The sequence below is a fragment of the Bacteriovorax sp. BAL6_X genome (assembly GCF_000443995.1).
GTDB lineage: Bacteria > Bdellovibrionota > Bacteriovoracia > Bacteriovoracales > Bacteriovoracaceae > Halobacteriovorax_A.
Window position 1 is genome coordinate 131,555 of sequence record NZ_AUMC01000006.1, and the last position, 22,843, is coordinate 154,397.

Below are 22,843 nucleotides of genomic sequence, written 5' to 3' on the forward strand. Positions count from 1 at the left end.
GAGCCAAGACCAAATAAATTATCAAAATTATATATATTCCCTTCTGTGTATCAAGTAACAAGAAGCTAAACATAAAGCAACATAAGAGATAAGCAATAAGAAGTGTATTCTTATCCCTCTCTTTTTTATCAGTTATCTTGTTTGAGTATTTTGAGATTAGCTTAACTGTGTAATTTACGAAGATAGAGATAAGCAAATTTATTATCAAAAGTATAAATAGATCATGATGTAAAAACTCAGGTGTGAATTGTTTTATTATTTCGATTAAGTTTTCAAAAAAATTAAATATCATAGATATGTAGCTACAACTTTTGCTAAAACAGTAATGAAAGAATCTCTTTCATCAATTTGATAATAGTTATTAAACTCATAACTATCTAATTCCATTTTTAGATTCTGAGCTTCAATATCCTCAATTTTAAAATCACTCAAGATAATACTCTCAATATCTTTAAATACCTTTTTCTCATTATCACAAAAATTATTATCTAAATGTCCAATTGTACGAACCATGTGTAAAACAAAAGACCTTCTTGCAGGTGTCTTAATTTGAGAGATCGCTTCAGCATAGTTACCAATTGGTCGATTAAAACTAAGTCCTAAAGCAACAATATCTTCCTCAGTCGCATTTAAAAGCTTGTGTGATTTTAATTCATCGATCTTTTTCTTAAACCACTTCTCTTCTGATGAAGAGACAACGCCATCCATATGTATAAGACTTAAGACTAACTTCCATACTTCCAATAGTTCTTTATCCATCTAACTTCCTCTCAAAAATCATTATAAATAAATATCGGAATAAAGAAGTAGAATTGTGAACAAAATCACAGGCCTAAGCGAAACACCAGAAACACAAATTAACTATCTGAAATTATGAAATAAAAAAGCCTCCAGTACGGAGGCTTTTTAGCAGTTGCGAAACCAAAGGTGCATGGCACCCTTTTACACGCGGTAGAGAGAAGCGGCCCAAGTAAAACCAGCACCGAATGCAGCACTTGCCACAAGCATACCAGGCTTAAGAACGCCTTCTTTCATCGCATCGTGCATTCCTAGAGGAATTGTCGCAGCAGTTGTATTTCCATATTTTTGAATTGTGTTGAAAACTTTCTCTTCAGGAATTCCCATCACCTCTGCAACTTTAGAGTTGATTCTTAAGTTTGCTTGGTGGAATAAGAAAACATCAACGTCGTCAACTGTTACACCATTTTTGGCCATTAGCTTTGAAAGTGCTTCTGTCATTCTTTTTACAGCGTGAACGAAAACAGTTTTCCCATTCATCTGTGGGTAGTGTAGTTTTTCATCAAGCATGGCCTGTGAAAGTCTTTCAGTTGAATCAAAACCAGTCCCCGCAGCTGGAAGCCAAAGTTCTTTTGCATACTTTCCTTCACTATGAAGAGAGGCATCGATAAAACACGGTTCAGTCTTCTTATCATTAACTTCTGTTGCACTCATAACGATAGCACCTGCACCATCACCAAAGAGTACAGAAACATTTCTCCCCTCTGGAGTTTGATCTAAACCTTTTGAGTGAACTTCAGCACCAACAACAAGAATATTCTTATTTGAACCACTAGCAATAAATTTATCGGCAACAGTCATGGCATAAAGAAAGCCTGAACACTGTTGACGAATATCAATAGCAGGAATTTCAGACAGGCCAAGCTTGTCTTGTAGGAAACAACCTGTCCCCGGAAAGTCAAAGTCAGGAGAGAGAGTCGCTAAGATAATCATGTCGATATCTTCTTTATTAATGCCTGCATTTACGATGGCCTCTTCGCTCGCTTTTAGAGCAAGATCTGAAGTTGAAGTCTTTGCATCGGCCCAATGACGTTGCTCAATTCCAGTACGCTGAACAATCCATTCATTAGATGTATTCATCATTTCTTCGATATCTGAATTTTTAAAAACCTGTGGTGGAACGTAAGAACCCACACCAATAATTTTACTTGCCAAAACACCCATAGTATTTCCTTTTCATAAATTTTCTTACATTTGAATTGGTGAATGATATCTTTTCAATTTATCACAAGATTCGCCTACGCGATAGAGAGGACACTTACAATTTTATTTTTCTTAAATTGCCCCGATGTGATTTTTATGGGCCATTTCTTGCTCCGTTTTTTTATTGGCCAAGATATGTTTTCTTGTTAAAGTATAATCATTCCAAGGAAGGAATTAAAATGACTAAGCTTAGTCACCTTTTGGTGTTAATCTACATTCTAACGAGTTTCAATACGCAAGCAGCGTATAGCTCAACCCAGCTGACGAATTACTCCTACTACCCAGAGGATACGACTCAGTTCATCTCAAGAACCCTTATTAGAGCAAAGAAGAATTCTGATCTTAACCCTTCAGAGAAAATTAAAGAAAAACTAAGAGAAATTATAATTTCTGCTCATATTAGAACACCTAATCAAAAAGACACCTTGGCCAGTGATTGTACAAATAGACAAAATTGCTTTATGCAAAGAACACCTCGTAATTATAAAGAAGCGAGAAAGTACCTTTTTGGAGATGTCTATCTTCAAACATCAACAAAAGGTCTCTACGTAAAAGATATTTACTGTAACCAAGAAGTTGGTAAAGAAAATGGTGTTGGTAGAATGCAAATACCTAACCACCAAGTCATGAATTGTGAACACAGCTGGCCACAATCAAGATTTAACCCTAGAGAAAATCGCAATACACAAAAGAATGATCTTCACCATTTGTTTCCTGCAAACTCAAGAGCAAACTCATCACGCAGTAATCACCCATTTGGCGAAGTTAATGGAAGAGTTGTGAATTCTAATTGTCAGGTTTCGCATATTGGTGAAGTCGATTATGCAAATGAAACAACAACATCATTTGAACCACCTGAAGAAATTAGAGGTAATATCGCAAGAGCTCTTTTCTACTTCTCAACTCGCTACAATCTTCCTATTGATGAAGCACAGGAGTTCTATTTGAGAAAGTGGCATAATGATGATCCTGTTGATGCATTTGAGGAACAAATTAATAATCGAATTTTTGAAATTCAAAATAGTCGTAATCCATTTATCGACGATGAAACTCTAGTTGATGCTATTAAAGATTTTTAAACTTACCATTCTACTAGTCTTTGCAAACTTTATTGCTTCATGTGCAACAAAGCAAGCACCAGTAAAACCTCTCACGCAAAGAGAAAGACAGCTTCTCTACTATAAGAAGCTTCGTGCATACAAATGGGATGAAATTACAAAAAAACGTAATCAGCAACAACGCCGCTATCACAAGAATAAGAAAATTACTGTTGATACAAGAAAGAAGAAAGTTGCTCCTAAGCCTAAAAAAAAATCATCGGTCATTCCTGTTAATCCCAATGAACAACGAATTGAAATCGAACAACTAATTTCTTTCCATTGTATAAAAGAGCGAATGGATAATTGTGATGAATTATCGACTAGAATCTACGAAAAATGCCTCCAAGAGTTTAACCCTGGAGACAAGAGACTTACAAACTGTGTAACAAAAGCTCTTAGATAATTATTCATTACCTACTTTCTTTTCTAACTCTTTTTTAAAATCTTTGAGTTCTTTTTCAGTTTTCTTTTTAAGTTCTTCTTGCTTCTTCTTTAAGGCCTCTTTCTGCTTACGTCTCTCCATCAGATCACGTACAACCCCTACTCGTTCAGCATTAGGCCTACTTGCTTTCCCAGCTTCTCTTCATCCTCCTCACTAACAGCATCTTTTGTCTTTGGTTTGACTTTTGAAAAGTGCCAATATGCCTTTACTAGGTCCTTGGCCTCTTGCTCCTCGAGCTTTAACCTTTCCTTTAAATTCATAGATTTCTCCTTGCCATCATGGTTGAGTGGTCAACTATATTCTATTTGGCCATATGAATCATTTCATATCAACTTAAGATAGTTTTAGATTTTCGAACTAAGAGAAAATTAACTTTGTGTTAAGTTTTTCTATTATTTTTAAACATTAGAGACTGGTTGTTGAGTTAAGCAAGTATCAGATGTATAATTCTATGAAATGAAGAGTTTAGTAATCAATACCATTGTTAATGCAAAAGTCGATGAAATATTGAATAATTTCAACGCCGATACAATGCAGGAAGCAACACCTCCATTTATCAATTTAGAAGTACCTCGCTTCGACGGTAATTCTGTATCTGATCAAACTCACTTAATCACTTCAATATTTGGCCACTACCAATCTTGGGTTATTGAAGTAACTCAGAAGAAGGAAACTTCAGATGGAATTATCATTCGAACAGAGGCCATTGAAACTCCATTTCCATTTATAATGTGGATCCATACATATCATATTCGCGCTATAGAAAATGGCCAAACAAAGATCACAGATAATATTAAATACAAAACTGAGAATTTTGCATTTGATTTGCTTATTTATCCAATTATCTACTTCATTATGTACTATAGAAAACCAATTCTAATGGACAAGTATAATAAAGAAATAAATATCTAATTATGGCCAAACGAAATCATTGTCCCAAGTGCCAACGGCCACAAAACCAGTGCCTATGTCACACAATTGAACAAGTACCTTTAGAAAATAGGCTAATCATTCTACAGGATCAAAAGGAGTCAATTCATCCTTTTAACACGGCCAGACTTGCAAAGCTCGTATCACCAGAAATTGAACTTGTGACTAGTGAGAATATAAATGAAGAGTTAATACAAGAGATTAAGCTTCTAAGGCCATTTCTACTTTTTAAAAATGAAGGATCAATTGCCCTAAAAAGTGAAAATATTCACTTATTAGAAAGTAATAATTTTATTGTTTTAGATGGAACTTGGAAGAAGGCCAGAAAGATCTATCATACATGGCCACAGTTGAGTGAGCTTCCTTGTTTTCACTTGGAACTAAGTGATCAAAAGACAATTTATCAAAGTATTCGCAAGTCTTGCGGTGAGACCCACTTATCAACTCTTGAGGCCATCACAGAAACTCTATTTATGCTAGGAGAGATTCAAGAAAATCAAAGAAATCAGCTTCTTGCGCCGTTAAAAGAGCTTATAAAACAACAAGAAGCCTTTCAACACAAACCCAATTAATGCTATCATAATCAAATGAAAATGATTCTAGGCCTTCGAGTTAGCGATCTTGATCAGTGTCCTTATTTAAAAGAGGAAATGGAACAACATGAGTTCTTCTTTAGTTCTGAATTAAATGATGTTGAATTAGACTTTTTGCTTGAGCGTGGTTGGAGAAAGTTTGGCCAATTCATTTTTAGGCCCTTATGTCCCAACTGCCAAAAGTGTATTCCCATTCGAGTTGACCTTAAAAAATTCAAGCTAACAAAGAATCAATCTAAGTTTTTAAAAAGAAATCACAATAAAGGGCTGCAAGTAAAGTTTTCTCCGCTCTTATATAGACAAAAACACTTTGAAATTTACCGCCTACATGGACAAAACCGTTTTGTTGACAGTATTGATGCAACAATCATTGATAACGAAATACTATTTAAAGAAACATTTTATCGCTTCACTGGTACTCAGCTACTAAGTGAGGTTTTCTATGATAACAAATTGGTGGCCTTTGGAATTTTAGAGCAATCCCAAAATGCATTAAGTAGCGTTTATTTTTGTTATGATCCTCAATTTGAAAAAATGAGCTTGGGCCATCTTGGTGCGCTTGCTGAAATTATGCATGCTAAGAATATGGGACTTGAATATTACTATCTTGGCTACTGGATTGAAGAGAATGATTTTATGAGATACAAGTCTCGTTACACTCCTTACCAGTTATATGACTGGAATCTAAAGAGCTGGGAGAGCTAATCAACAATATAGCGAAAAGTTAAGTTGATTCTTTCATCAACTTCTTTGGCCGTCTTATTTAATTGATGCTTCCAATTGTGTTGAAGCGCTCCTTTCATAATGAGGAGGCTCTTATCTTCAAGAACTATCTCAACTTTCTCAACAGACTTATCAAAGCGATGCTTTAATACGAATTTACGGGACTCTCCAAATGAAGCAGAAGCAATGACAGGATTTCTTCCCAGGCTAAATTCATCGTCACTATGCCAGGCCGCATAGTCTCTCCCATCACGATATAAATTACATAGACAACCGTTAAATTGATGCTTTGTTATTTTTTCAATCTCTTCTTTTAAAATGTTTAAGCTCTCATTCCAATTATTACGAGGTAGCTTAACACCCGAGTAACTATAATCTTTATCATCACTATACCAAGCATGTAACCTTGGAATCGCGTGGGTTTTACCATAAAGAGTAATTTCACCTTCTTGCCATCTGAGGATACTCTTCAAGTCATTAAATTCAACTTTAGTCTTTGCAAAGAAATTTGGATAATAAACGACAGTCCCGTCTTTTAGATTGTAGACGACTTCTTCGTTAACTTTCATATTATCACTTGCACCAAAGAGATTAAATTGACTCATTACTCTCCTTAAAAATTAAAATTCAAAGTTTAATAATCCTAAATACGCTGATGCTGCATCAAACTCATGTCCATCGATATTATATAAAGAATAACCTATTGTTAAGTAAGGATTCCAGGCCGCTAAGTTAAAGTCTATACGTGCTCCTAATTCACTAATTGTTGTATCAAGATTATAACAATAATCAACTTCGCAAAGATCAGTCTCTCCATAATTAAAGGCCATGTAAGCACCTACTCCAAAGCCACTTGTCACCATATAAGTATAAGAAAGATTCACTCCTGCACCAGAATAATCGATCTTATTTAAGATATTGTATTCAGCTCCATTCTCAAGTGTTATTGTATCGGCCTTAAGTGAGCGAATACCTAGGCCAAGTCGAAACTTATGATTATCAACTTTCTTAACTCCAGTAATTGAAAGTTCATTTCCTATTAGGTTTAAAGAACTTCCGTAAAAGTCCAATGTCGATGCAATGGCATTGATTCCAAGTTGAAATTTAAACTTGTCCTTTTCCTCTACAAAATCAGAAACTAGAACTGCTTGTGTATTTTGCACTTCCTTCGGACTTTCCTCCTCTACTACTTCAGCAGGTGCTTCCTCTACTTCTTTTTCATCTACTTTTTGTGTTGAAAGAGATTTAGCAATTTCTTTTGCCAGCTCTTGTTTAACTAGAAGGCGCATTTGCTCATCTTTTATTGTCGAATTAATCTTATCAACCTGTGCATTATACTCTTCTAATGACATCCCAAATACTTGAGTTGATAATGCAACAATAAATAATAAAGACGAAATCTTCTTCACTTCTTCCCCCATGTTCCTACTTATAGAAATAAGAGCAACATAGAGGCCAAACTTAATAATGCATTTTTAACAACTTAGATAGTCTATTGCATACTCTCTATACATAACGCCTAATCTTAGGACAATTTTAAATATTGACTACAGTTGAATCCAAACGCCACGAAAAAGACACAGTCAAAAAGTCGTAAAAGCTGCCTAAGTATCTATAATTGCAACAAATCTTATATAATAGTTAATAGATAGACCTATTTTCGATAAAATACTCTTATAAGGTGAGGAGAAGCGCTATGAGAATGGCAAGCGGACAATTTGTAATTATCAAGAAGTTATTAATAACTCTTATTTCATGGTCAATGCTTTTGACTCCTATGGCCTACGCCCAAGAACAAACAGATACAAATACACAGACACAACAGGAACAAGTTCAATCAGAAGAAGATGGTCGCACACAAGTACAAAAGGAATCTGACCCTAATTACTGCTATCACGATGGAACAAACCAGAAGTGTGATGGTGGAAATGTTTACAACTGTCACCTCGAACAATGTGTAAATGCAAATGACAATAAGAATTACAACATGGAATACCAAAATTGTGGAGTTGATAAAAAGTGTCAGGAAGATTTAAAGGCCGATGCAAAAATATTTACCAACCATAAGACAAGTGGCCCAAAAGGAAGCTCTGATATTATGAGCTATCTGGCCGCAGCAGCACAAATTGGTCAAGGTTGTGTTCTTTTGTACGGAGGAACATGCCAAACAGATGGGATTGGAACATTATTTTCAGGGGCGATTATTCTTGCACTAGCTCTTATGACAGCAATGGGTGACGGCTACAAGAAGAAGTTCAAAGGCTATAAAGATGCCTTAGCAAAACTTGATGAAAAAGATGAAAAATCATGGAATCACCAAACTCAAAGAGTAGCACTAGAAACAGAAATAAGACTTTTAAAAGATATGGAAAAAGCAGCACAAGATAAAATGAAGCATCATAAAAGAATTATGATGTTGATTACAATCTCGACTGCAATTGCGGCCATTTGTGCTGCACTAACAATCTTCGGTTGTCCTGGCTCAAATCCCTGTACATATTGGGTACTAGGACTCGGTGCTGTTGCATTGGCCCTTGAAAATCAGGCCCTATCTTCTGCTAAAAAAGCTTATAAAAGTGCAAATAATGCCAGAAAGAAGACAGAGGTCGTACATAAAAAGCTCATCGCACGCTACAATAATCAATACAATCCGGCCACTAGTCAAAAGACATCTGTTGCCAGTGCAATGGCCACTCCAGGCTCACAGGGATTAGGGATGACTAATAATGATGCTACCTTCGACGTGGATGAAGTAAAGTCAGAGAAGCTTAAAACAATTCCTAAGATGGATATAAAAATGGGTAAACTTGGTACAACAGGAGAGAACTTTGCTAATGCAATTGGGCTTAGTGAAGTGCAAGGTGGATACAATAAGACAAAGGCCACAGGTAACTCAAAATATGTAAATGAAGCGCTTGATAAGAATGCTGCGAAGATTAACAAAGCGGCCAATCGTGTTCTTAAAACTTTAGCAAAATCTGATAAGACAAGCGGTAAGGCCAAGAAAGCAATTAATGCGATTCTTGATCCAGCAGGTAACTCTAAGTATCTAGCAGATACACTCGCAGGTCATGTATCCCCTGTTCAAATGGCGCTTAACTATAGAAGAGCTGGAGGTCGTAATGCGGCCAGAGATATCGCAAAGAACTCACAAGAGCTAAAAAGAGGAACAGGAGAAGGTCTTGCAGTTGAACATGACCCTTCATCAAAAGACTACCTTAAGAAATTAAAAAGTCAGTTAAATGGTTTTGAAGGCCTACTTGAACATGACGATGGAATTATGGCCCTAACAAATTTTGATCCAACAGTAAGTGAAGATGCAGTTGACCAGCTAAATGATGAAGAAATCATTGATGATAAAGGTACTATCCACAAGGACTCAAAGTTGTCCCTGTGGAAAATTATTTCAAATCGTTACAATGTTATAAAATTAAAAAAGACACTAGAATAATAAACTAAGCTTCGCAGCGGCCATCATTACTTTGAGCCTGTTGTGAAGCTTTCTTTGCTTCAATAACTTCACTAATTTTATTAAATTCTTTTAAAAAGATATGCTTAAATTTTACCATTTCATAATTTGCTGAAACACCATGACGCTTCTTTGGGTCTTCGTCAGGAATTCCAACTTGTACAGGGTATCTAAGTGCAAGATAGTCCGCAGGAAGCTCATGCACTCCAACACCAAATGGTAAGAACTTATTTCCATTTGTAAGAACCGGCCTACCACAACTTAAGGCCTTTAGTGAAAAGTGCGGAAACTTATCTGTCGTATCAATGAGGTACTTCGTTCCAGCTAAAAGTGGAGCGAGTTCACCCGAGCAACGATCTCCGAAAAAAAGTTCTGGATACTTAGTAGCATATTGTCCTAAGTGATCATGCTTTCCGATAAATTTAAACTTCTTATCACCGTAAATATCGATGATCTTATAAACGTCCGAGTTTGTTAGTGGCTCACAGTTAATTAAAAAATAATCACGCTTAAACATTCCCTCAGGTAGAATCTTATAATCCTTTAGAGCAATTGCCGGTGTAACCTGTGTTGCACTTGGGAACTCTTTTAAGACTACCTCTTCATTTGACCAAAGAGTATTTGCTCTCTTTAAGTATTTTCTCTGCTTCGTTCGAGTAAATGCCTTGAAAAAGAATTCCTTGAAAGAGGACTTCTTCTTAATCGCATTAATATCTTCAACAAAGTAAGTGAAGAGATAAGTATCGTCACACATCTTGATTTCTTGAGAAAACCCACGTGAAATATTAACTACAAGATCAACACTACATGGGATAAACAAACCTCTTGCAGCACCGTGAACTAAATGGGACTTATCAACAAGGTCTTCCCACGATTTAACAAAACGACTAAGAAAAGTTGAGTGAATTTTTCTTTGTTCAACTGGCCCTAAAACTTGGCCTTGTCTATGAACAAGAGTATAAAGCTCTACGTTATCACCAATAACACCAAGAACTGTTTCTAAACACTCAATATAATAATCTCTTTCAATTACAGCATCACAGCTGACAACAACTTTTAACATAATATTCTCTTTACCTATCTTTTAAATCTCTAAAGTATTTAGCAGTTTTCTCAATACCTTCAGCAAAAGTTACTTTTGGTAGGTATCCTAACTTCATAACACGATTAATATCAGGCCTTCTACGTTTTGGATCATCTTTTGGTAGATCTTGATAAGAAAGCTTTGAATCTGACTCAAGCGCCTCTACGATTAGCTCCCCAGTCTCCTTAATTGTATACTCATCAGGGTTTCCAATATTATATGGCATATGATCACCTAGCATTAGAACGTGATCGATCGCATTGGCCAGATCCGTTACATAACAAAAAGAGCGTGTCTGACTACCGTCACCATAAACAGTGATGTCTGCACCCTCAAGTGCTTGATTAATAAAATTTGGAATAACACGGCCATCGTCAGGGCGCATTCGAGGTCCATAAGTATTAAAGATACGTATGATACGAGTATCCACTTCAAACTTTCTGAAATACGTCATTGTTAAAGCTTCAGCGTAACGCTTAGCTTCATCGTAGCAACTCCTTGGCCCAATTGGATTTACATGGCCAACATAGTCCTCAACTTGCGGATGAATCTCAGGATCACCATAAACTTCAGAAGTTGAGGCTTCTAAGAACCTTGCACCGTGATCTTTTGCAAGATCAAGAAGATGTTGTGTTCCAATAGAGTTTACCATCATAATTTCCAACGGAATTATTTTAAAATCAATTGGTGAAGCAGGTGATGCTAGAGAAAGAATAAAGTCAAATTTCACGTCACCAAAATCAGGAAGACCATTAATAATATCACACTCAATAAAATGGAAATTTTTATACTTAGACAGAAGTTCAACATTCGACTTAGAACCAGTAATAAAATTATCTAATCCATAAACAGTTGCACCTTTTTCAAGGTAAAGCTGGGCAACTGTTGAAGGAACAAATCCAGCTGCTCCTGCAATTAAAAAATTCTTACCTTTATGTTCCATTGGTAATTGGCTCATCTAAACTCCTGATATATCTAATTAACTTGTATATTTAATTCGTGTTTTCTATTAGCTAATTGTAGCATCGTTGATCCCAGCAGTAAAAATGCTCCTCCCAGTAGCTGAACCACGCTAAGCTTCTGATCAAGGGCAAGCCAGTTAATAATGACCGCAAAAAAAGGAAAAGACATCTCGGCAATTGTACAAACCTTAGCAGATACTAGCCCTAGTCCCCTATAGTAGAAGTACATTCCAAAAATTCCAGAAATGAGGGCCAAGATACTGACCTTTCCCCATAACTCAATTGGAAAACTAAGTCCTGTACCTGTTCCGATCATGAAAGGAATAATAGCAAGAAGACCAACAGCAAAGCGAAGTGACATCACTTCTTTTTCAAGCCAGTTTTTCTTCATTAGGTATTTCCCAAATACAGTCGCACTCCCCCAGCTCATAACAGAAATGAGGGCCAAGCAAAGCCCATACAGAGATGAGCGATCGAAGCTAACCTGCCCAGTCTTAATCAAATTAATAGCACTATTAATATCTTGGTAGCTAATTAGTGCTGCCCCAAATAATGAAACAGCTGCCCACAAAAGAAAACGCTTAGTAATACGCTCTTTTAAGATAAGATAAGCGAGGCTTATAGCAATAAATGGCTGTAATTTTTGTAAGAGGATAACTAATGAGGGATTTAAGAGAGCAAACGATTTTGTAAAAGTTAACGTTGCAATGGCCGACCCCATCGCACCAATCATAAAAAAGCAAAGCATTTCAAATGGCTTCATCTTTAAGATTTTCTTTCTTGCAATATAAAGCGTCGGAAGAAAGAGAATGGTAAGAAATAAGTGTTCCCCAAAAACAATGATCTCACTGCTATTGTACTTATAGAGTAGAGGATATCGAATAAGCGTATCCAACGCCCAAATGAAACAAGCAATGAGAATAAAGCTTAAACCTTTCACTTCGTAAAGTACCCACTCATGAATTCATCAAATACTAATTTGGCACGATCAGATGCAAGTTGCTTTTTGACTTTCTTGCGATTCTTACGATCACGTCTTTGTTCCTTAGTAAGAGTAACTGGAGGAAGAAGACCGAAGTTAATATTTGAAGGTGTAGGCTTAGGTACAGTCATAATATAATTTACGAGGGCCCCTAGACCTGTCTCCACAGGAAATTGCTTTACTTCCTCACCTCTTAACTTCTTAAGAAGTTGAAGTGCTACATATTGTCCCATGGAAGCTGATTCTGTATAACCTTCAACACCAGTAATCTGACCAGCAAAGTAGATATTAGGAAACTTCTTAACACTAAGATCAAAATCTAACAGTGTTCTTGAGTTAATAAATGAATTTCTATGAACAGAGCCTAAGTGTAGAAAACTTGCGTTTTCAAAACCTGGTATCATTTTAAAGACACGTGTTTGTTCAGGGTATTTTAAACGAGTTTGAAATCCAACCATATTAAAGGCCGAGCCTAGTAGGTTTTCACGTCTCAACTGAACACATGCATATGGAAGAGTACCATCAGGTAGCTCCAGTCCAATAGGCTTCATACATGAGAAACGGGCCGTATCAACACCACGCTCTGCCATAATATCAACCGGTAGACACGACTCAAAGAATTTATAATCCTCAAAATTCTGGGCCGCTACTTTTTCGGCCTTAACAAGCTCTGCAATAAAAGCTTCATATTGTTCCTGATTCATTGGAGCATTAAGATAATCTGCTTCCTCTCCCTCTTCTTCGCTTACCGGTTTGTGACGATCTTTGTAATAAAGTTTTGAATAATCAAGGCTGTCTCCATCAACAACAGGAGCAATTGCATCGTAGAAATAGAAGTCATCATTAGAAATATTCTTAACGATCCAGTTTGAAAGGCCTTCTGTCGTTAGAGGACCTGAAGCGATAATACAAGCATCTGCCTGATACTCGGCCATTAGCGCCTGAGGATCTGATGCATCTTGCGCAACAATTGTGATATTTTCATTCTTATGAAGACGATCAGTTACTTCGCCAGAGAAGCCATCACGATCTACCGCAAGAGCATCCCCTGCTGGAACCGCATGCTTTCTAGCAGAATCTAGAATAATTGATCCAAGAGCATCCATCTCATATTTAAGAAGTCCATGCCCAGAAGCAGGGTTCATCGACTTAAGTGAGTTCGTGCATACTAATTCTGCGAATGCATCGATTTTTTGTGCTGGATTCTTTTGGATCGTTTTATTTTCTACAAGAATAACTTCAACACCATGATTTGCTAAAAAGTTGGCAGCTTCACTACCGGCCATTCCAGCACCAATAACAATTACTTTTTGCGAATTAGACAATTTCAACCTCTTTAATATACTTAAATGATGATATAGACCTTATATATGCAAACATGCTATAAAGTCCATTAATTACCAGTATTTAACGTATATTATTAACATAGAGACGACGCAATGCAAATAGTCATTCATCAAACTGAACACACCATTGGCAACTTTACACAAGTTTACAAATACATAGAGAATCTTGTTCAATCCCAAGGCTTTCAAAATAAAATTCATATCTTTCCAGAGACATTTTTAACAGGGTATCCCCTACAAGACTTAGTTCTACAAAAATCATTTATTCGCGATTACCACGAAATGCTAGGTGCGCTCAAAGATTTATTTGCTAAGACAAACTTTGATAATCATACGGCCTTGTTAATCGGAGGGCTCCGTTATGATTTTGAAGAAAATAGTGAGATTCCTTCAAATATCTATAACGTCGTTTATGAAGTGACTAAAGACGCTAATTTAAAAGATATTTATAAAAAGTGTCTACTGCCGGCCTATGATATTTTTGATGAAACGAAATACTATACGCCAGGAGACTCTGCGACAATTTGGACTCTAGGAGACTATAAATTCGGTCTGCTTATTTGTGAAGATATGTGGCACTCAAAACAATATACAGTTGATCCTCTCCAGCTTCTTATGGACAAGGCCAAAGGAGAGAGCTTAAACGGAGTCATCAATCTAAGTGCGTCGCCGTGGAATATTGATAAAGAAGAGAAACGCCTTAAAAGGGCCAGCGAAATTTCTAAAGTGTTTGGTATCCCTTTTTACTATGTAAATAAAGTGGGTGCAGAAGATGAAATTATTTTTGATGGTGCAAGTTTCGTCGTCAATGGCCAAACAGTCATTGCCAAGGCCAGGTCATTCGTTGCCGACATTATGGAAGTTGAAGTAGGAGCATCTGTAAAAATAGGAACACTTGGGTCGGCACCTCAGGGGAAACACTCTTGGGAATCTCTTTTTGGCCCTCATATTGAAAAGACACCAAATGGGGCAAGGCTTAGGCCACTGAGTGAAGAAAAGCTCGATGCGATTCTAGGGGCCATCAACCTAGGTCTACAAGACTATGCCAGAAAATGTGGAATGAACAAATTCCTTGTGGCCCTTTCGGGTGGAATTGACTCGGCCCTTGTCTTAACACTTGTTAAATTATTTTTACGTCCAGGACAAGAAGTTGAGGCCATCTATATGCCTTCAAAATTCTCAGCAGGCCTAAGCTGGGAAATAAGCGAAGAGCTATGCAAGAATCTTGGAGTTAAACTTCACAATGTACCAATTAAGTTTCTCCACTCATCAGTCCAAAACCTATTTCAAGACTTGCTAGAACCACTCTCAGGGCTGGCCGATGAAAATATTCAATCACGTCTTAGAGGGGCCCTGTTATATGCGCGCTCAAATCAAACTGGGGCGATGGTTATTAATACATCTAATAAGTCTGAGCTAGCTGTTGGTTACTCGACTCTATATGGTGACTCTGTTGGGGCACTTAGCATTCTTGGGGATCTCTATAAGAGTGAGGTCTTCGCCCTATCTAAGCATATCAATAAGAACTTCAACAATCTTATTCCGACGGCCGTTATTGAAAGGCCACCAAGTGCGGAACTAAGGGCCGAACAAAAAGATGAAGATTCTTTACCCCCATACGATACCCTCGATATGATATTAGAATCATACCTTTCTTATCGCTATGACATGGAAGACCTTCTTAAGCTTGGGTTAAACAAAACTGAAGTTGAAAGAGTCATTAAACTGATATTAAATAGTGAGTACAAAAGGCAGCAGTTCTGTCCTATTTTAAAACTTAAAGATAAAAGCTTTGGTTTTGGAAGACGGGTGCCGATATGTAAGAAAGTTGAATTTAATTTAGACTAGTCTATTGATTTAGGGAGTATGAAAAGATGAATAAGACATTTGAAAAAGTAGTTAATTCTTTCGATGATGTAAAAGCAATGGTTGATAATGTTATTGCTAATAAATCTGTAAAAGAAGTTGAAAAGAACGTCATGAACTTTATAGGTCAAGTCGAGAAAGAAGCACGAAACGTAATGGATAAAGACGTAAAGAAAGTTGTTCTGACTCTACAAAAAGAAAAGAAGAAAGTTGAAAAGTTTGTGGATTCAACGATTCAAAAAGAAGTTAAGGCCGCAAAGAAGTACCTAGATGGACATATTAAAGATGTTCAAAAACTTCAAAAGACACTTGATAAGTATCTAAAAGATGAAATGAAGAAGGCCAAGAAAACAGCAACAAAGAAAGTTAAAGAGGCCGAAGCGACAATTAAAAAGAAGGCAAAAACAGCAAAGAAAGTTGTAAAGAAAAAAGCTACAGCAAAGAAGTCTCCTGCGAAAAAGGCCGCATCAAAGAAGACAGCGAAAAAAGCCCCTACTAAGAAAGCAGCCGCTAAAAAAACAGCAAAGAAAGTGAAAAAGAAAACAGCAAAAAAATAGCACTCGACTACTAAAGAGGGAGCCTAATGCTCCCTCAAATATCCCACAAGGTGATATCATGGAAAAGAGTCTCAATTCACATATTCAAAAACTACTTCCCAAGTTTAAGGAATCTAAGAAAACAGAAATTAACTACCTCTTGCCAAAAATTGCAACGATGCAAGAAAATGAGCTGCGCCAAGTCCTTCACAAAATGGCCGGTAGCTTCTCATGCTATAACTTCCTAAAAATCGGAGCATCTCTAAAAGCCTTTGAAGTTGATCAAGACCTTGACTCAAAGCGCCATCTAGTAAAGAAAACCCTAGAAGAGGTTTTAACCGAGTTATAGTCTAAATATCTATTTTTATTAACAATCCTTATCTTTTTTGTGATAATGCCAAAATACTCAAAATAGAATAAGGAAGTTTATTTGAAGAAACTTGAAAGAAACTTAGGACTCTCATCAGTTATTTCAATCAGTATTGCATCAATGCTTGGATCTGGAATTTTTGTTCTGCCAGGACTTGCGTTCGAAGTGACAGGTCCATACGTATGGGTCTCATATTTACTGGCCGGACTCTGTGTACTTCCGGCAGCACTTTCAAAGTCAGAACTTGCCACGGCCATGCCGGCCTCTGGTGGTACATATATTTATATCGAAAGAACATTTGGGCCAATGGCCGGAACGATTGCTGGACTAGGCCTTTGGATCTCACTCCTGCTTAAGGCAGCGTTTGCTCTAATGGGATTTGGTGCCTATCTTGGCGCTATTAGTGCAGGTTTCGACCTAAAAAATTTCGCCCTCATTCTCACAGCAATTATTACGATTTTAAATATTGTCGGTGTTGGAAAAGTTAGTGGGCTTCTTATCGCTGTTGTCCTTCTTTCTACAATTGGCCTTACTGTTTTAAATATTGGAACTCTCTCAACGGCCCAAGTAATCACAGGTATTCCATTTTCATTCTCTCATATGGATTCTATCCTCTTGGCAGCAGGTCTTGTTTTTATTTCGTATGCAGGCGTAACGAAAGTTGCGGCCATTGCAGAAGAAATAAAAACACCAGAAAAAAACCTTCCTAGAGGTATCCTGCTATCACTTTTAATTGTCACACTCCTTTACTGTATCACAACTCTGGCCCTTGCTAAGTACTTACCAATAGAACAGCTAAAGAATAATCTAAGACCTATTTATACTTTGGCCTTTGAATTTGGTGGTAAGGGGTTTGGGATGATAATGGCCATACTTGCCATTCTCACAATGACTTCAATGGCAAATGCAGGCCTACTTGCAGCCTCTCGTTTTCCATTTGCCATGAGTCGTGACTACCTAATCCCTAGACTATTTGGTCACCTTGATCGCAGATTTTTAACACCTGTATGGAGTATTCTTGCTTCAGGCTTAGTTGTCGCCTGCGCAATCTATTTCTTAAATATTGCTAAAATTGCAAAGCTTGCTTCGGCCTTTATTTTAACAATTTACATGATTGAGAATATCGCAGTAATTGCTCTTAGAGAGACGCATATTCAATGGTATAAGCCAACTTATAAATCACCTCTTTATCCATATGTTCAAATTTTTGGAATTCTTTCAACTCTCTACTTACTTGTTATGATGAAGGATCTTGCCGTAATTGGCCTCGTCTCGATTTCTGTACCAGGCATCTTAATCTATCTCTTCTACGCGAAGGGACGAGTGAGTCGAAAAGGAGTACTTGGAATAAGAGGAAAGAGAACTGATCTCGTTAATGAAGCATTATTTCCAGCACCCGCAGCGTCTGAGAAGCTAAGCCTTGATCAAGATGCCAATGTTGTCGTTGCCCTTATTGGTAACGAGAGATCCCCTGAAATGCTAATAGATATGGGAACAACTCTAGCTGGTGGAGAGCATATTGAAGTCGCCCACTTAACGGAGGCACCTGAACAAACTGACCTAAATGACTTTACTGATGAGGACCCTAAGTTAAGATCACTTAGGCGTCGAGTAATTGCGATGGCCATTGAAAAGAGCACCCCTATTAACTTTGACCCTATCGTTACTCACGACCTATCTAAGTCTATTTTTGAGATTGGCCAAAGACTTCATTGTAATTGGCTCTTTATGGAGTGGAAAGGACGACTTCGTGACACTTTTACAACTCAAAGTCCGGTTGCATGGCTTAGGTCGCACCTTAATTGTCACCTTGCTATCTTTAGAGACAACGGTGTTCGCTACATGAGAAAGATTATGGTTCTCATTGATCAGAACTCTAATGATGTCACCCTGATTCAGGCGGCACAGCAAATTGCAGAGTCTCATAAAGCAGAGATTACCTTTATTTATCTTATAGATAAGGACTTAACGATTGAAGAGACTTCACAAGTTGAAAAATATATTCGCTTAATTAGTGATGATATGACAGTTCGAACGACTGGGCATATTATTAAATACAACGACAAAGTCGATACCATAGAAACTCTGACTATCGAGTATGATCTACTTGTTTTCAATTCAAATAAAAAGCATAGATGGTTTCACGTATTTGGAACTGAAGACGACCAGATTATGGCAAATGCCTCTTGCTCAGTACTAGGGATTCACACAGGCAGTACGAACTAAAGAAGTTCAGACTTAGGTAAAGTGATCATAAAAGTAGTGTACTCTGAGTCAGAATCGAAAGTCAGGGTACCTCCGTGGTCCATTATAATCTCACGGCTGATATTTAGGCCGAGACCTGTCCCCTTTTCTTTACTCTTAGTAGTGTAAAAGCGATTGAAGATTTTCTGTGCAACTTCCTCTTCAATTCCTTGCCCACTATCGAGAACTTCAACAATAACATGGTCTCGATCATCAAGAAGGTTGATTTCAATCCATTGCTCCTTAAGGCCAGCAATAGCATCATGTGAATTATTAAATAAATTGATCAGAACCTGAATAACTTCTGAAGAGTTAATTGTAACAAGATCTGAGTCCGCATCATTTGAAAAAACTATACGCAAACTCTCGTCAACTAGGCCTGTTTTAAATAATGCAATTGAATCATGAATGATTGAAGAGAGACTGGTCATCTCACGCATTGAACGATCATCTTGAGAGTAAATATTTAGAGAACTAACAATATTAGCGATACGATTTTTCTGCTCACCAATTGAGCGAATTTTATCGAGTAGTTGTTCAGAAGTAATACTCTCACCACGGCGCTCAATTGCCTGAACTTGAAGCTCAATGATAGCGAGAGGGTTATTTACCTCATGGGCTATATTTGCGGCCATTTGACCAAGAGCTGTCCACTTGCTCATTTTATCAATTGTAGCTTTCTGTGAATCGATTTCTCGATTTCGACGAAACTTATCTGTCACATCGGCAGTGCGATCAAGAAAGAAGTGCCCGAGTTGATTAAAATCATGATATTCCATCGAGCATTCAAACACAGATTCTTCATCTTCATCAATTTCGATAAAGACAGTATCTGTTATAATTTCTCCAACCGATTTTTTTGCAAGTTCTGCACGTTGGTAGAATTTCTTAAGATTCGTTCCACTAACGACGTCTTTGATATTCTGTCCTACTAAAGGCCTATCATTCCAAGTTGCGTCGACTTTTGAGACATAGACAAAATTATAATCTTTATCAAATACAGTGAAAACATCAGAACTTTGTTCAACCATTTCTCGTATAAAGAAATTCGTTGAACTCGTTGTGAGGTTGACTTCACGAGGTTTAATTTGCGAGAGAACGCGTTTATTTCCCTCGTCGTCAACAAAGGGGTTAAATTCGACATCCCAAGTAATACTATCGCGGTTAAGACGATTTGTTAGGACGATCTCTTCTCGTCCGACTTCACCTCTCAAGGCCTTTGCAAAAGCATTACGAACTTTCTCTACTTCACTTTCACTTAAGTGACCCTTGTAATAATCATAGACACTCATGCCTATATAATCTTCAGCAAAGCCAAAAAGAGTTGTTGAAACATAGAGGAAGCGTGCCTCTTCATCAAATACAGCAACTCGAACATTTTGTTCTTCAAAACTACCAAGTTTTAATAAATTAATGAGTTGCTGTGTGTTCATATATTGTTTAATTACGTCTTATACGAATTTTACTACACAATAATTCTTCTTCCCTTTTCTAAGAATTAAGCAAGATTCACTCGCCAAATCCGAGGTCGTTATTATGTGTTCGACATTTGCATTTTTAATGTTATTAATAGCAACACCATTTTGAGAGACCATTTTTCTTGCCTCTCCTTTAGATTTAAATAAAGGAGTGGATGCTAACATATCTAAGTAATTAATCTCACCTAATTGTGATTTTTCAAGTTCTACCGACGGAACATCATCAAAAATACCAGCAAGTTCAGCATCAGTTGTATTTTCAATAACCTTTCCAAAAAAGAAGTCTGTTGCTTTAAGAGCTGCATCAATACCTTCTTTCCCATGAACAAGAGTTACGATCTCTTCAGCAAGACGCTTTTGCGCTGCTCTTAAGTGAGGTTCAGTTTCTACTAATTTTTCGTACTCAGCAATTTCTTCTAGAGTTAAGAAAGTCAAAGTTTTAAGATATTTGATTACTGAAGAGTCATCAGAATTTAGTAGAAATTGATACATCTTATAAGGAGACGTCATTGTAGGATCAAGATAAATCGCACCACCTTCAGACTTACCAAACTTCTTTCCATTTGAGTCAGTTAGAAGAGGGATTGTCATACAAAAAGCTGGCTTCTGATACATCTTACGAGTTAGATCCATCCCAGCAGTCATATTCCCCCATTGGTCAGCTCCACCAATTTGCAGGCTTACATCATAAGTTTCATTTAAGTGCGCAAAGTCGTAACCTTGAATTACTTGATAAGTAAATTCTGTATAGCTTAAACCAGCATCTGAACTAATACGTGACTTAACTGAGTCTTTTGAAAGCATTTCACCAACGCGAAACTTCTTTCCAACATCTCTCAAAAACTCAAGGAAAGAGAACTTTCCAATCCAATCAATATTATTAACCATAACAGCAGCATTCTCACCCTCAAATTTTAAAAGCTTTTGAAGCTGCGCTTTTTGACCGGCCAGATTCTCTTGAACCTGATCTTCAGTTTGAAGGTTTCTTTCATCACTCTTACCACTTGGATCACCAATCATTCCAGTAGCACCACCAACAAGAACGTAAGGCTTGTGACCTTGTTTCTGTAGACGCATCATTGTGATAACAGCGAAAAGATTCCCTAATTGAAGAGATTTTGCTGTCGGATCATAACCACAGTAGAAAGAAATCTTCTTATCATTTAAGATTTCTTTTAACTCTTCATGTGAAAATTGATTAACGATTCCTCTTGCTTCTAATTCTTCAAAAAAATTCATTATACTAGTCTCTCTTTAATAATTGTAATTGGCGTAAGGGCCACAACAGTTTTTAAATCTGGCCCGTGAGCTCGTCCAGTTAGACAAACACGAGTCCCCATAAAAAGTGGCTTCCCTTTAATTTTTAATTCTTTCTTTAGGTAATTCATCCACTCGCCAACTTGTTCTTCAGTAACATTCGTTGCCTGATCAGCTAATTGAGCCTTTAAGTATTCTTTAATCTGCGGAGTTGTCTCCCATCCAATAGCTTCATTGTACTGATCATCAGCTTCAGCAGATGCATCAAAGAAGATTGGCAGGTGCTCATTGATATTGCTAAAGAGTTGAACCTTTTCTTTCATAAGGCCTGCAAATTTAACTTTCCAAGCTTCATCTTGCTTGTGATACTCACTTGCTTCTGGAATAAAGCGATCAAAGCCAGCGGCAATATCCTTATCATCTAACTTTCTAAGCCATTGCTCATTAAAGAAGTTAAGCTTTGTAATATCGTACATTGCTGATGATTTTGAAAATCTCTCGTAGCCAAATTTTTCACCAAGTTCGTTTACGTCAAAAATATCTGTCTCATCAGGATGTGACCAACCAAGAAGACAAAGATAATTTGCAAGGGCCTCTGGTAAATAGCCTTGATCCTTGTACTGAGTAACTGAAGTTGCTCCGTGACGCTTAGAAAGCTTTTGGCGGTCTGAACCAATTAGGAGTGAAACGTGTCCAAAGTTTGGAGGAGTTACTCCCATTGCATCGTAAATCATTAACTGGCGACATGTGTTGTTTAAATGCTCTTCCGCACGGAAAACGTGAGTCATCTCCATCTTTGCGTCATCAACAACACAACAGAAGTTATAAACAGGCATTCCATTAGCTCTTAAGATAACGAAGTCCCCTACCATATTCGCTGGAAATTTAACGTGTCCTTTGACAAGGTCCGTAAACTCCCAAGTCTTTCCAGGATTCTTAAAACGAATCACATACTCATCACCTGCATCAACTCTCTTTTGCGCTTGAGTTGGATCAAGATCACGGTATTGGCCATGGTATGCGTGTGGATCCTTATTTTCATTTGTTGCTTTTTCAGTTAGCTTTTCTAGTTCTTCACTTGTTAGAAAACAAGGGTAAGCTAGTCCACGCTTAACAAAGTCCCAAGCAATATCTTTATAGATTTCAAGTCTTTCAGACTGACGATATGGACCAAAGTCACCACCCTTATCTGGACCTTCATCATGCTCAATCCCCATCCACTTAAGGTCTGCAATCTGGGCTTCTTCATATTCACGTTTTGATCTTTCAAGATCAGTATCTTCGATTCTTAGAATATATTTTCCACCATTTGCCTTAGCAAATAGGTAGCTATAAAGAGCAGTACGAGCGCCACCAATATGTAGGTAGCCAGTTGGAGAAGGTGCAAAACGAACACGAACAGTCATGTAAATTCCTTTGGGTAATTAAACGTATTTTTTTATAATATAGTTGAGCGATAT

22 protein-coding genes are annotated in these 22,843 nt (G+C 37.2%); 10 read left to right on the forward strand and 12 right to left on the reverse strand.

The genetic code is table 11. The annotated features are described in order from the left end of the window. Positions 1–288: 288 nt before the first annotated feature. Complete coding sequence (locus tag M902_RS04975) at positions 289–759, reverse strand: hypothetical protein (protein ID WP_021266585.1); 471 nt, start codon at positions 757–759, stop codon at positions 289–291. Between the two features lie 183 nt (positions 760–942). Next, positions 943–1,962: a 3-oxoacyl-ACP synthase III family protein gene (locus M902_RS04980; RefSeq protein ID WP_021266658.1), complete on the reverse strand. Its 1,020-nt coding sequence runs from the start codon at positions 1,960–1,962 to the stop codon at positions 943–945. 218 nt (positions 1,963–2,180) lie between these two features. Between M902_RS04980 and M902_RS04985 the strand changes: the two genes are divergently transcribed. Together M902_RS04985 and M902_RS04990 are read left to right on the forward strand one after the other, a co-directional pair. Next, the gene (locus M902_RS04985) at positions 2,181–3,080 is read left to right on the forward strand and encodes an endonuclease I family protein (protein ID WP_021266557.1); all 900 of its coding nucleotides are present in this window, start codon (positions 2,181–2,183) and stop codon (positions 3,078–3,080) included. After that, complete coding sequence (locus M902_RS04990) at positions 3,061–3,504, forward strand: hypothetical protein (protein ID WP_021266981.1); 444 nt, start codon at positions 3,061–3,063, stop codon at positions 3,502–3,504. The genes M902_RS04985 and M902_RS04990 overlap by 20 nt, the downstream gene beginning before the upstream one ends. A gap of 137 nt (positions 3,505–3,641) precedes the next feature. Here the strand turns inward: M902_RS04990 and M902_RS16440 are convergent, their stop codons facing one another. Beyond that, positions 3,642–3,803, reverse strand: coding sequence for a hypothetical protein (locus tag M902_RS16440; protein WP_021266625.1), 162 nt, complete (start codon positions 3,801–3,803; stop codon positions 3,642–3,644). A gap of 196 nt (positions 3,804–3,999) precedes the next feature. Here M902_RS16440 and M902_RS04995 point away from each other — a divergent pair, with 196 nt between their 5' ends. The 3 genes from M902_RS04995 to M902_RS15765 are packed head-to-tail and all read left to right on the forward strand — an operon-like array spanning position 4,000 to position 5,771. After that, positions 4,000–4,455 carry a hypothetical protein gene (locus M902_RS04995; RefSeq protein ID WP_021266848.1) on the forward strand — a complete coding sequence of 152 codons (456 nt, stop codon included), beginning with the start codon at positions 4,000–4,002 and terminating at the stop codon, positions 4,453–4,455. Between the two features lie 2 nt (positions 4,456–4,457). Further along, the gene (locus tag M902_RS05000; protein ID WP_021266783.1) at positions 4,458–5,045 is read left to right on the forward strand and encodes a tRNA-uridine aminocarboxypropyltransferase; all 588 of its coding nucleotides are present in this window, start codon (positions 4,458–4,460) and stop codon (positions 5,043–5,045) included. 15 nt (positions 5,046–5,060) lie between these two features. Next, positions 5,061–5,771: an arginyltransferase gene (locus M902_RS15765; protein ID WP_021266959.1), complete on the forward strand. Its 711-nt coding sequence runs from the start codon at positions 5,061–5,063 to the stop codon at positions 5,769–5,771. Here the strand turns inward: M902_RS15765 and M902_RS05010 are convergent. Together M902_RS05010 and M902_RS05015 are read right to left on the reverse strand one after the other, a co-directional pair. Beyond that, the gene (locus M902_RS05010) at positions 5,768–6,394 is read right to left on the reverse strand and encodes an alpha-ketoglutarate-dependent dioxygenase AlkB (protein ID WP_021266993.1); all 627 of its coding nucleotides are present in this window, start codon (positions 6,392–6,394) and stop codon (positions 5,768–5,770) included. The genes M902_RS15765 and M902_RS05010 overlap by 4 nt on opposite strands. A 15-nt stretch (positions 6,395–6,409) precedes the next feature. Next, entirely contained in the window at positions 6,410–7,198 is a 789-nt protein-coding gene (locus M902_RS05015; RefSeq protein WP_156979721.1) for a hypothetical protein, read from the reverse strand. 287 nt (positions 7,199–7,485) lie between these two features. Here M902_RS05015 and M902_RS05020 point away from each other — a divergent pair, with 287 nt between their 5' ends. Then, a complete protein-coding gene (locus tag M902_RS05020) occupies positions 7,486–9,240 on the forward strand; it encodes a hypothetical protein (protein ID WP_021266671.1) in 1,755 nt (584 codons plus the stop codon). Positions 9,241–9,244: 4 nt separating this feature from the next. On the opposite strand, the gene M902_RS05025 is transcribed toward M902_RS05020, so the two are convergent. The 4 genes from M902_RS05025 to trmFO are packed head-to-tail and all read right to left on the reverse strand — an operon-like array spanning position 9,245 to position 13,611. Then, on the reverse strand, positions 9,245–10,321 hold the full coding sequence (locus tag M902_RS05025; protein WP_021266956.1) for a hypothetical protein: 1,077 nt from the start codon (positions 10,319–10,321) through the stop codon (positions 9,245–9,247). Positions 10,322–10,331: 10 nt separating this feature from the next. After that, on the reverse strand, positions 10,332–11,300 hold the full coding sequence (locus M902_RS05030) for an NAD-dependent epimerase/dehydratase family protein (protein WP_052607395.1): 969 nt from the start codon (positions 11,298–11,300) through the stop codon (positions 10,332–10,334). A gap of 17 nt (positions 11,301–11,317) precedes the next feature. Then, on the reverse strand, positions 11,318–12,244 hold the full coding sequence (locus M902_RS05035; RefSeq protein ID WP_021266876.1) for a DMT family transporter: 927 nt from the start codon (positions 12,242–12,244) through the stop codon (positions 11,318–11,320). After that, the gene (gene trmFO / locus M902_RS05040) at positions 12,241–13,611 is read right to left on the reverse strand and encodes a methylenetetrahydrofolate--tRNA-(uracil(54)-C(5))-methyltransferase (FADH(2)-oxidizing) TrmFO (protein ID WP_021266957.1); all 1,371 of its coding nucleotides are present in this window, start codon (positions 13,609–13,611) and stop codon (positions 12,241–12,243) included. The genes M902_RS05035 and trmFO overlap by 4 nt, the downstream gene beginning before the upstream one ends. Positions 13,612–13,725: 114 nt before the next feature. On the opposite strand from trmFO, the gene M902_RS05045 reads away from it, so the two are divergent. The 4 genes from M902_RS05045 to M902_RS05060 all read left to right on the forward strand — a co-directional run bounded on the left by M902_RS05045 (position 13,726) and on the right by M902_RS05060 (position 18,630). After that, complete coding sequence (locus M902_RS05045; RefSeq protein ID WP_021266940.1) at positions 13,726–15,480, forward strand: NAD+ synthase; 1,755 nt, start codon at positions 13,726–13,728, stop codon at positions 15,478–15,480. A 26-nt stretch (positions 15,481–15,506) separates the two neighbouring features. Further along, positions 15,507–16,055, forward strand: coding sequence for a hypothetical protein (locus tag M902_RS16605; protein WP_021266871.1), 549 nt, complete (start codon positions 15,507–15,509; stop codon positions 16,053–16,055). Between the two features lie 58 nt (positions 16,056–16,113). Next, complete coding sequence (locus M902_RS05055) at positions 16,114–16,383, forward strand: hypothetical protein (protein WP_021266636.1); 270 nt, start codon at positions 16,114–16,116, stop codon at positions 16,381–16,383. A gap of 81 nt (positions 16,384–16,464) precedes the next feature. Further along, positions 16,465–18,630, forward strand: coding sequence for an amino acid permease (locus tag M902_RS05060; RefSeq protein ID WP_021267004.1), 2,166 nt, complete (start codon positions 16,465–16,467; stop codon positions 18,628–18,630). On the opposite strand, the gene M902_RS05065 is transcribed toward M902_RS05060, so the two are convergent. The 3 genes from M902_RS05065 to gltX are packed head-to-tail and all read right to left on the reverse strand — an operon-like array spanning position 18,627 to position 22,789. Beyond that, complete coding sequence (locus M902_RS05065; RefSeq protein WP_021266696.1) at positions 18,627–20,081, reverse strand: ATP-binding protein; 1,455 nt, start codon at positions 20,079–20,081, stop codon at positions 18,627–18,629. The two genes, M902_RS05060 and M902_RS05065, sit on opposite strands and share 4 nt — an antisense overlap. Positions 20,082–20,099: 18 nt before the next feature. Then, entirely contained in the window at positions 20,100–21,365 is a 1,266-nt protein-coding gene (gene tyrS / locus M902_RS05070; RefSeq protein WP_021267070.1) for a tyrosine--tRNA ligase, read from the reverse strand. Continuing rightward, positions 21,365–22,789 (reverse strand): glutamate--tRNA ligase, encoded by a 1,425-nt coding sequence (gene gltX / locus M902_RS05075; RefSeq protein ID WP_021266593.1) that lies wholly within the window; start codon positions 22,787–22,789, stop codon positions 21,365–21,367. Before gltX ends, tyrS begins: the two co-directional genes overlap by 1 nt. Between the last annotated feature and the right edge of the window lie 54 nt (positions 22,790–22,843).

What these genes read in the sequence shown, in the direction of transcription:
- M902_RS04975 (WP_021266585.1), bottom strand. Translation starts at nt 759, where the DNA reads ATGGATAAAGAACTATTGGAAGTATGGAAGTTAGTCTTAAGTCTTATA.
- M902_RS04980 (WP_021266658.1), bottom strand. Translation starts at nt 1,962, where the DNA reads ATGGGTGTTTTGGCAAGTAAAATTATTGGTGTGGGTTCTTACGTTCCA.
- M902_RS04985 (WP_021266557.1), top strand. Translation starts at nt 2,181, where the DNA reads ATGACTAAGCTTAGTCACCTTTTGGTGTTAATCTACATTCTAACGAGT.
- M902_RS04990 (WP_021266981.1), top strand. Translation starts at nt 3,061, where the DNA reads ATGCTATTAAAGATTTTTAAACTTACCATTCTACTAGTCTTTGCAAAC.
- M902_RS16440 (WP_021266625.1), bottom strand. Translation starts at nt 3,803, where the DNA reads ATGAATTTAAAGGAAAGGTTAAAGCTCGAGGAGCAAGAGGCCAAGGAC.
- M902_RS04995 (WP_021266848.1), top strand. Translation starts at nt 4,000, where the DNA reads ATGAAGAGTTTAGTAATCAATACCATTGTTAATGCAAAAGTCGATGAA.
- M902_RS05000 (WP_021266783.1), top strand. Translation starts at nt 4,458, where the DNA reads ATGGCCAAACGAAATCATTGTCCCAAGTGCCAACGGCCACAAAACCAG.
- M902_RS15765 (WP_021266959.1), top strand. Translation starts at nt 5,061, where the DNA reads ATGAAAATGATTCTAGGCCTTCGAGTTAGCGATCTTGATCAGTGTCCT.
- M902_RS05010 (WP_021266993.1), bottom strand. Translation starts at nt 6,394, where the DNA reads ATGAGTCAATTTAATCTCTTTGGTGCAAGTGATAATATGAAAGTTAAC.
- M902_RS05020 (WP_021266671.1), top strand. Translation starts at nt 7,486, where the DNA reads ATGAGAATGGCAAGCGGACAATTTGTAATTATCAAGAAGTTATTAATA.
- M902_RS05025 (WP_021266956.1), bottom strand. Translation starts at nt 10,321, where the DNA reads ATGTTAAAAGTTGTTGTCAGCTGTGATGCTGTAATTGAAAGAGATTAT.
- M902_RS05030 (WP_052607395.1), bottom strand. Translation starts at nt 11,300, where the DNA reads ATGAGCCAATTACCAATGGAACATAAAGGTAAGAATTTTTTAATTGCA.
- M902_RS05045 (WP_021266940.1), top strand. Translation starts at nt 13,726, where the DNA reads ATGCAAATAGTCATTCATCAAACTGAACACACCATTGGCAACTTTACA.
- M902_RS16605 (WP_021266871.1), top strand. Translation starts at nt 15,507, where the DNA reads ATGAATAAGACATTTGAAAAAGTAGTTAATTCTTTCGATGATGTAAAA.
- M902_RS05055 (WP_021266636.1), top strand. Translation starts at nt 16,114, where the DNA reads ATGGAAAAGAGTCTCAATTCACATATTCAAAAACTACTTCCCAAGTTT.
- M902_RS05065 (WP_021266696.1), bottom strand. Translation starts at nt 20,081, where the DNA reads ATGAACACACAGCAACTCATTAATTTATTAAAACTTGGTAGTTTTGAA.
- tyrS (WP_021267070.1), bottom strand. Translation starts at nt 21,365, where the DNA reads ATGAATTTTTTTGAAGAATTAGAAGCAAGAGGAATCGTTAATCAATTT.
- gltX (WP_021266593.1), bottom strand. Translation starts at nt 22,789, where the DNA reads ATGACTGTTCGTGTTCGTTTTGCACCTTCTCCAACTGGCTACCTACAT.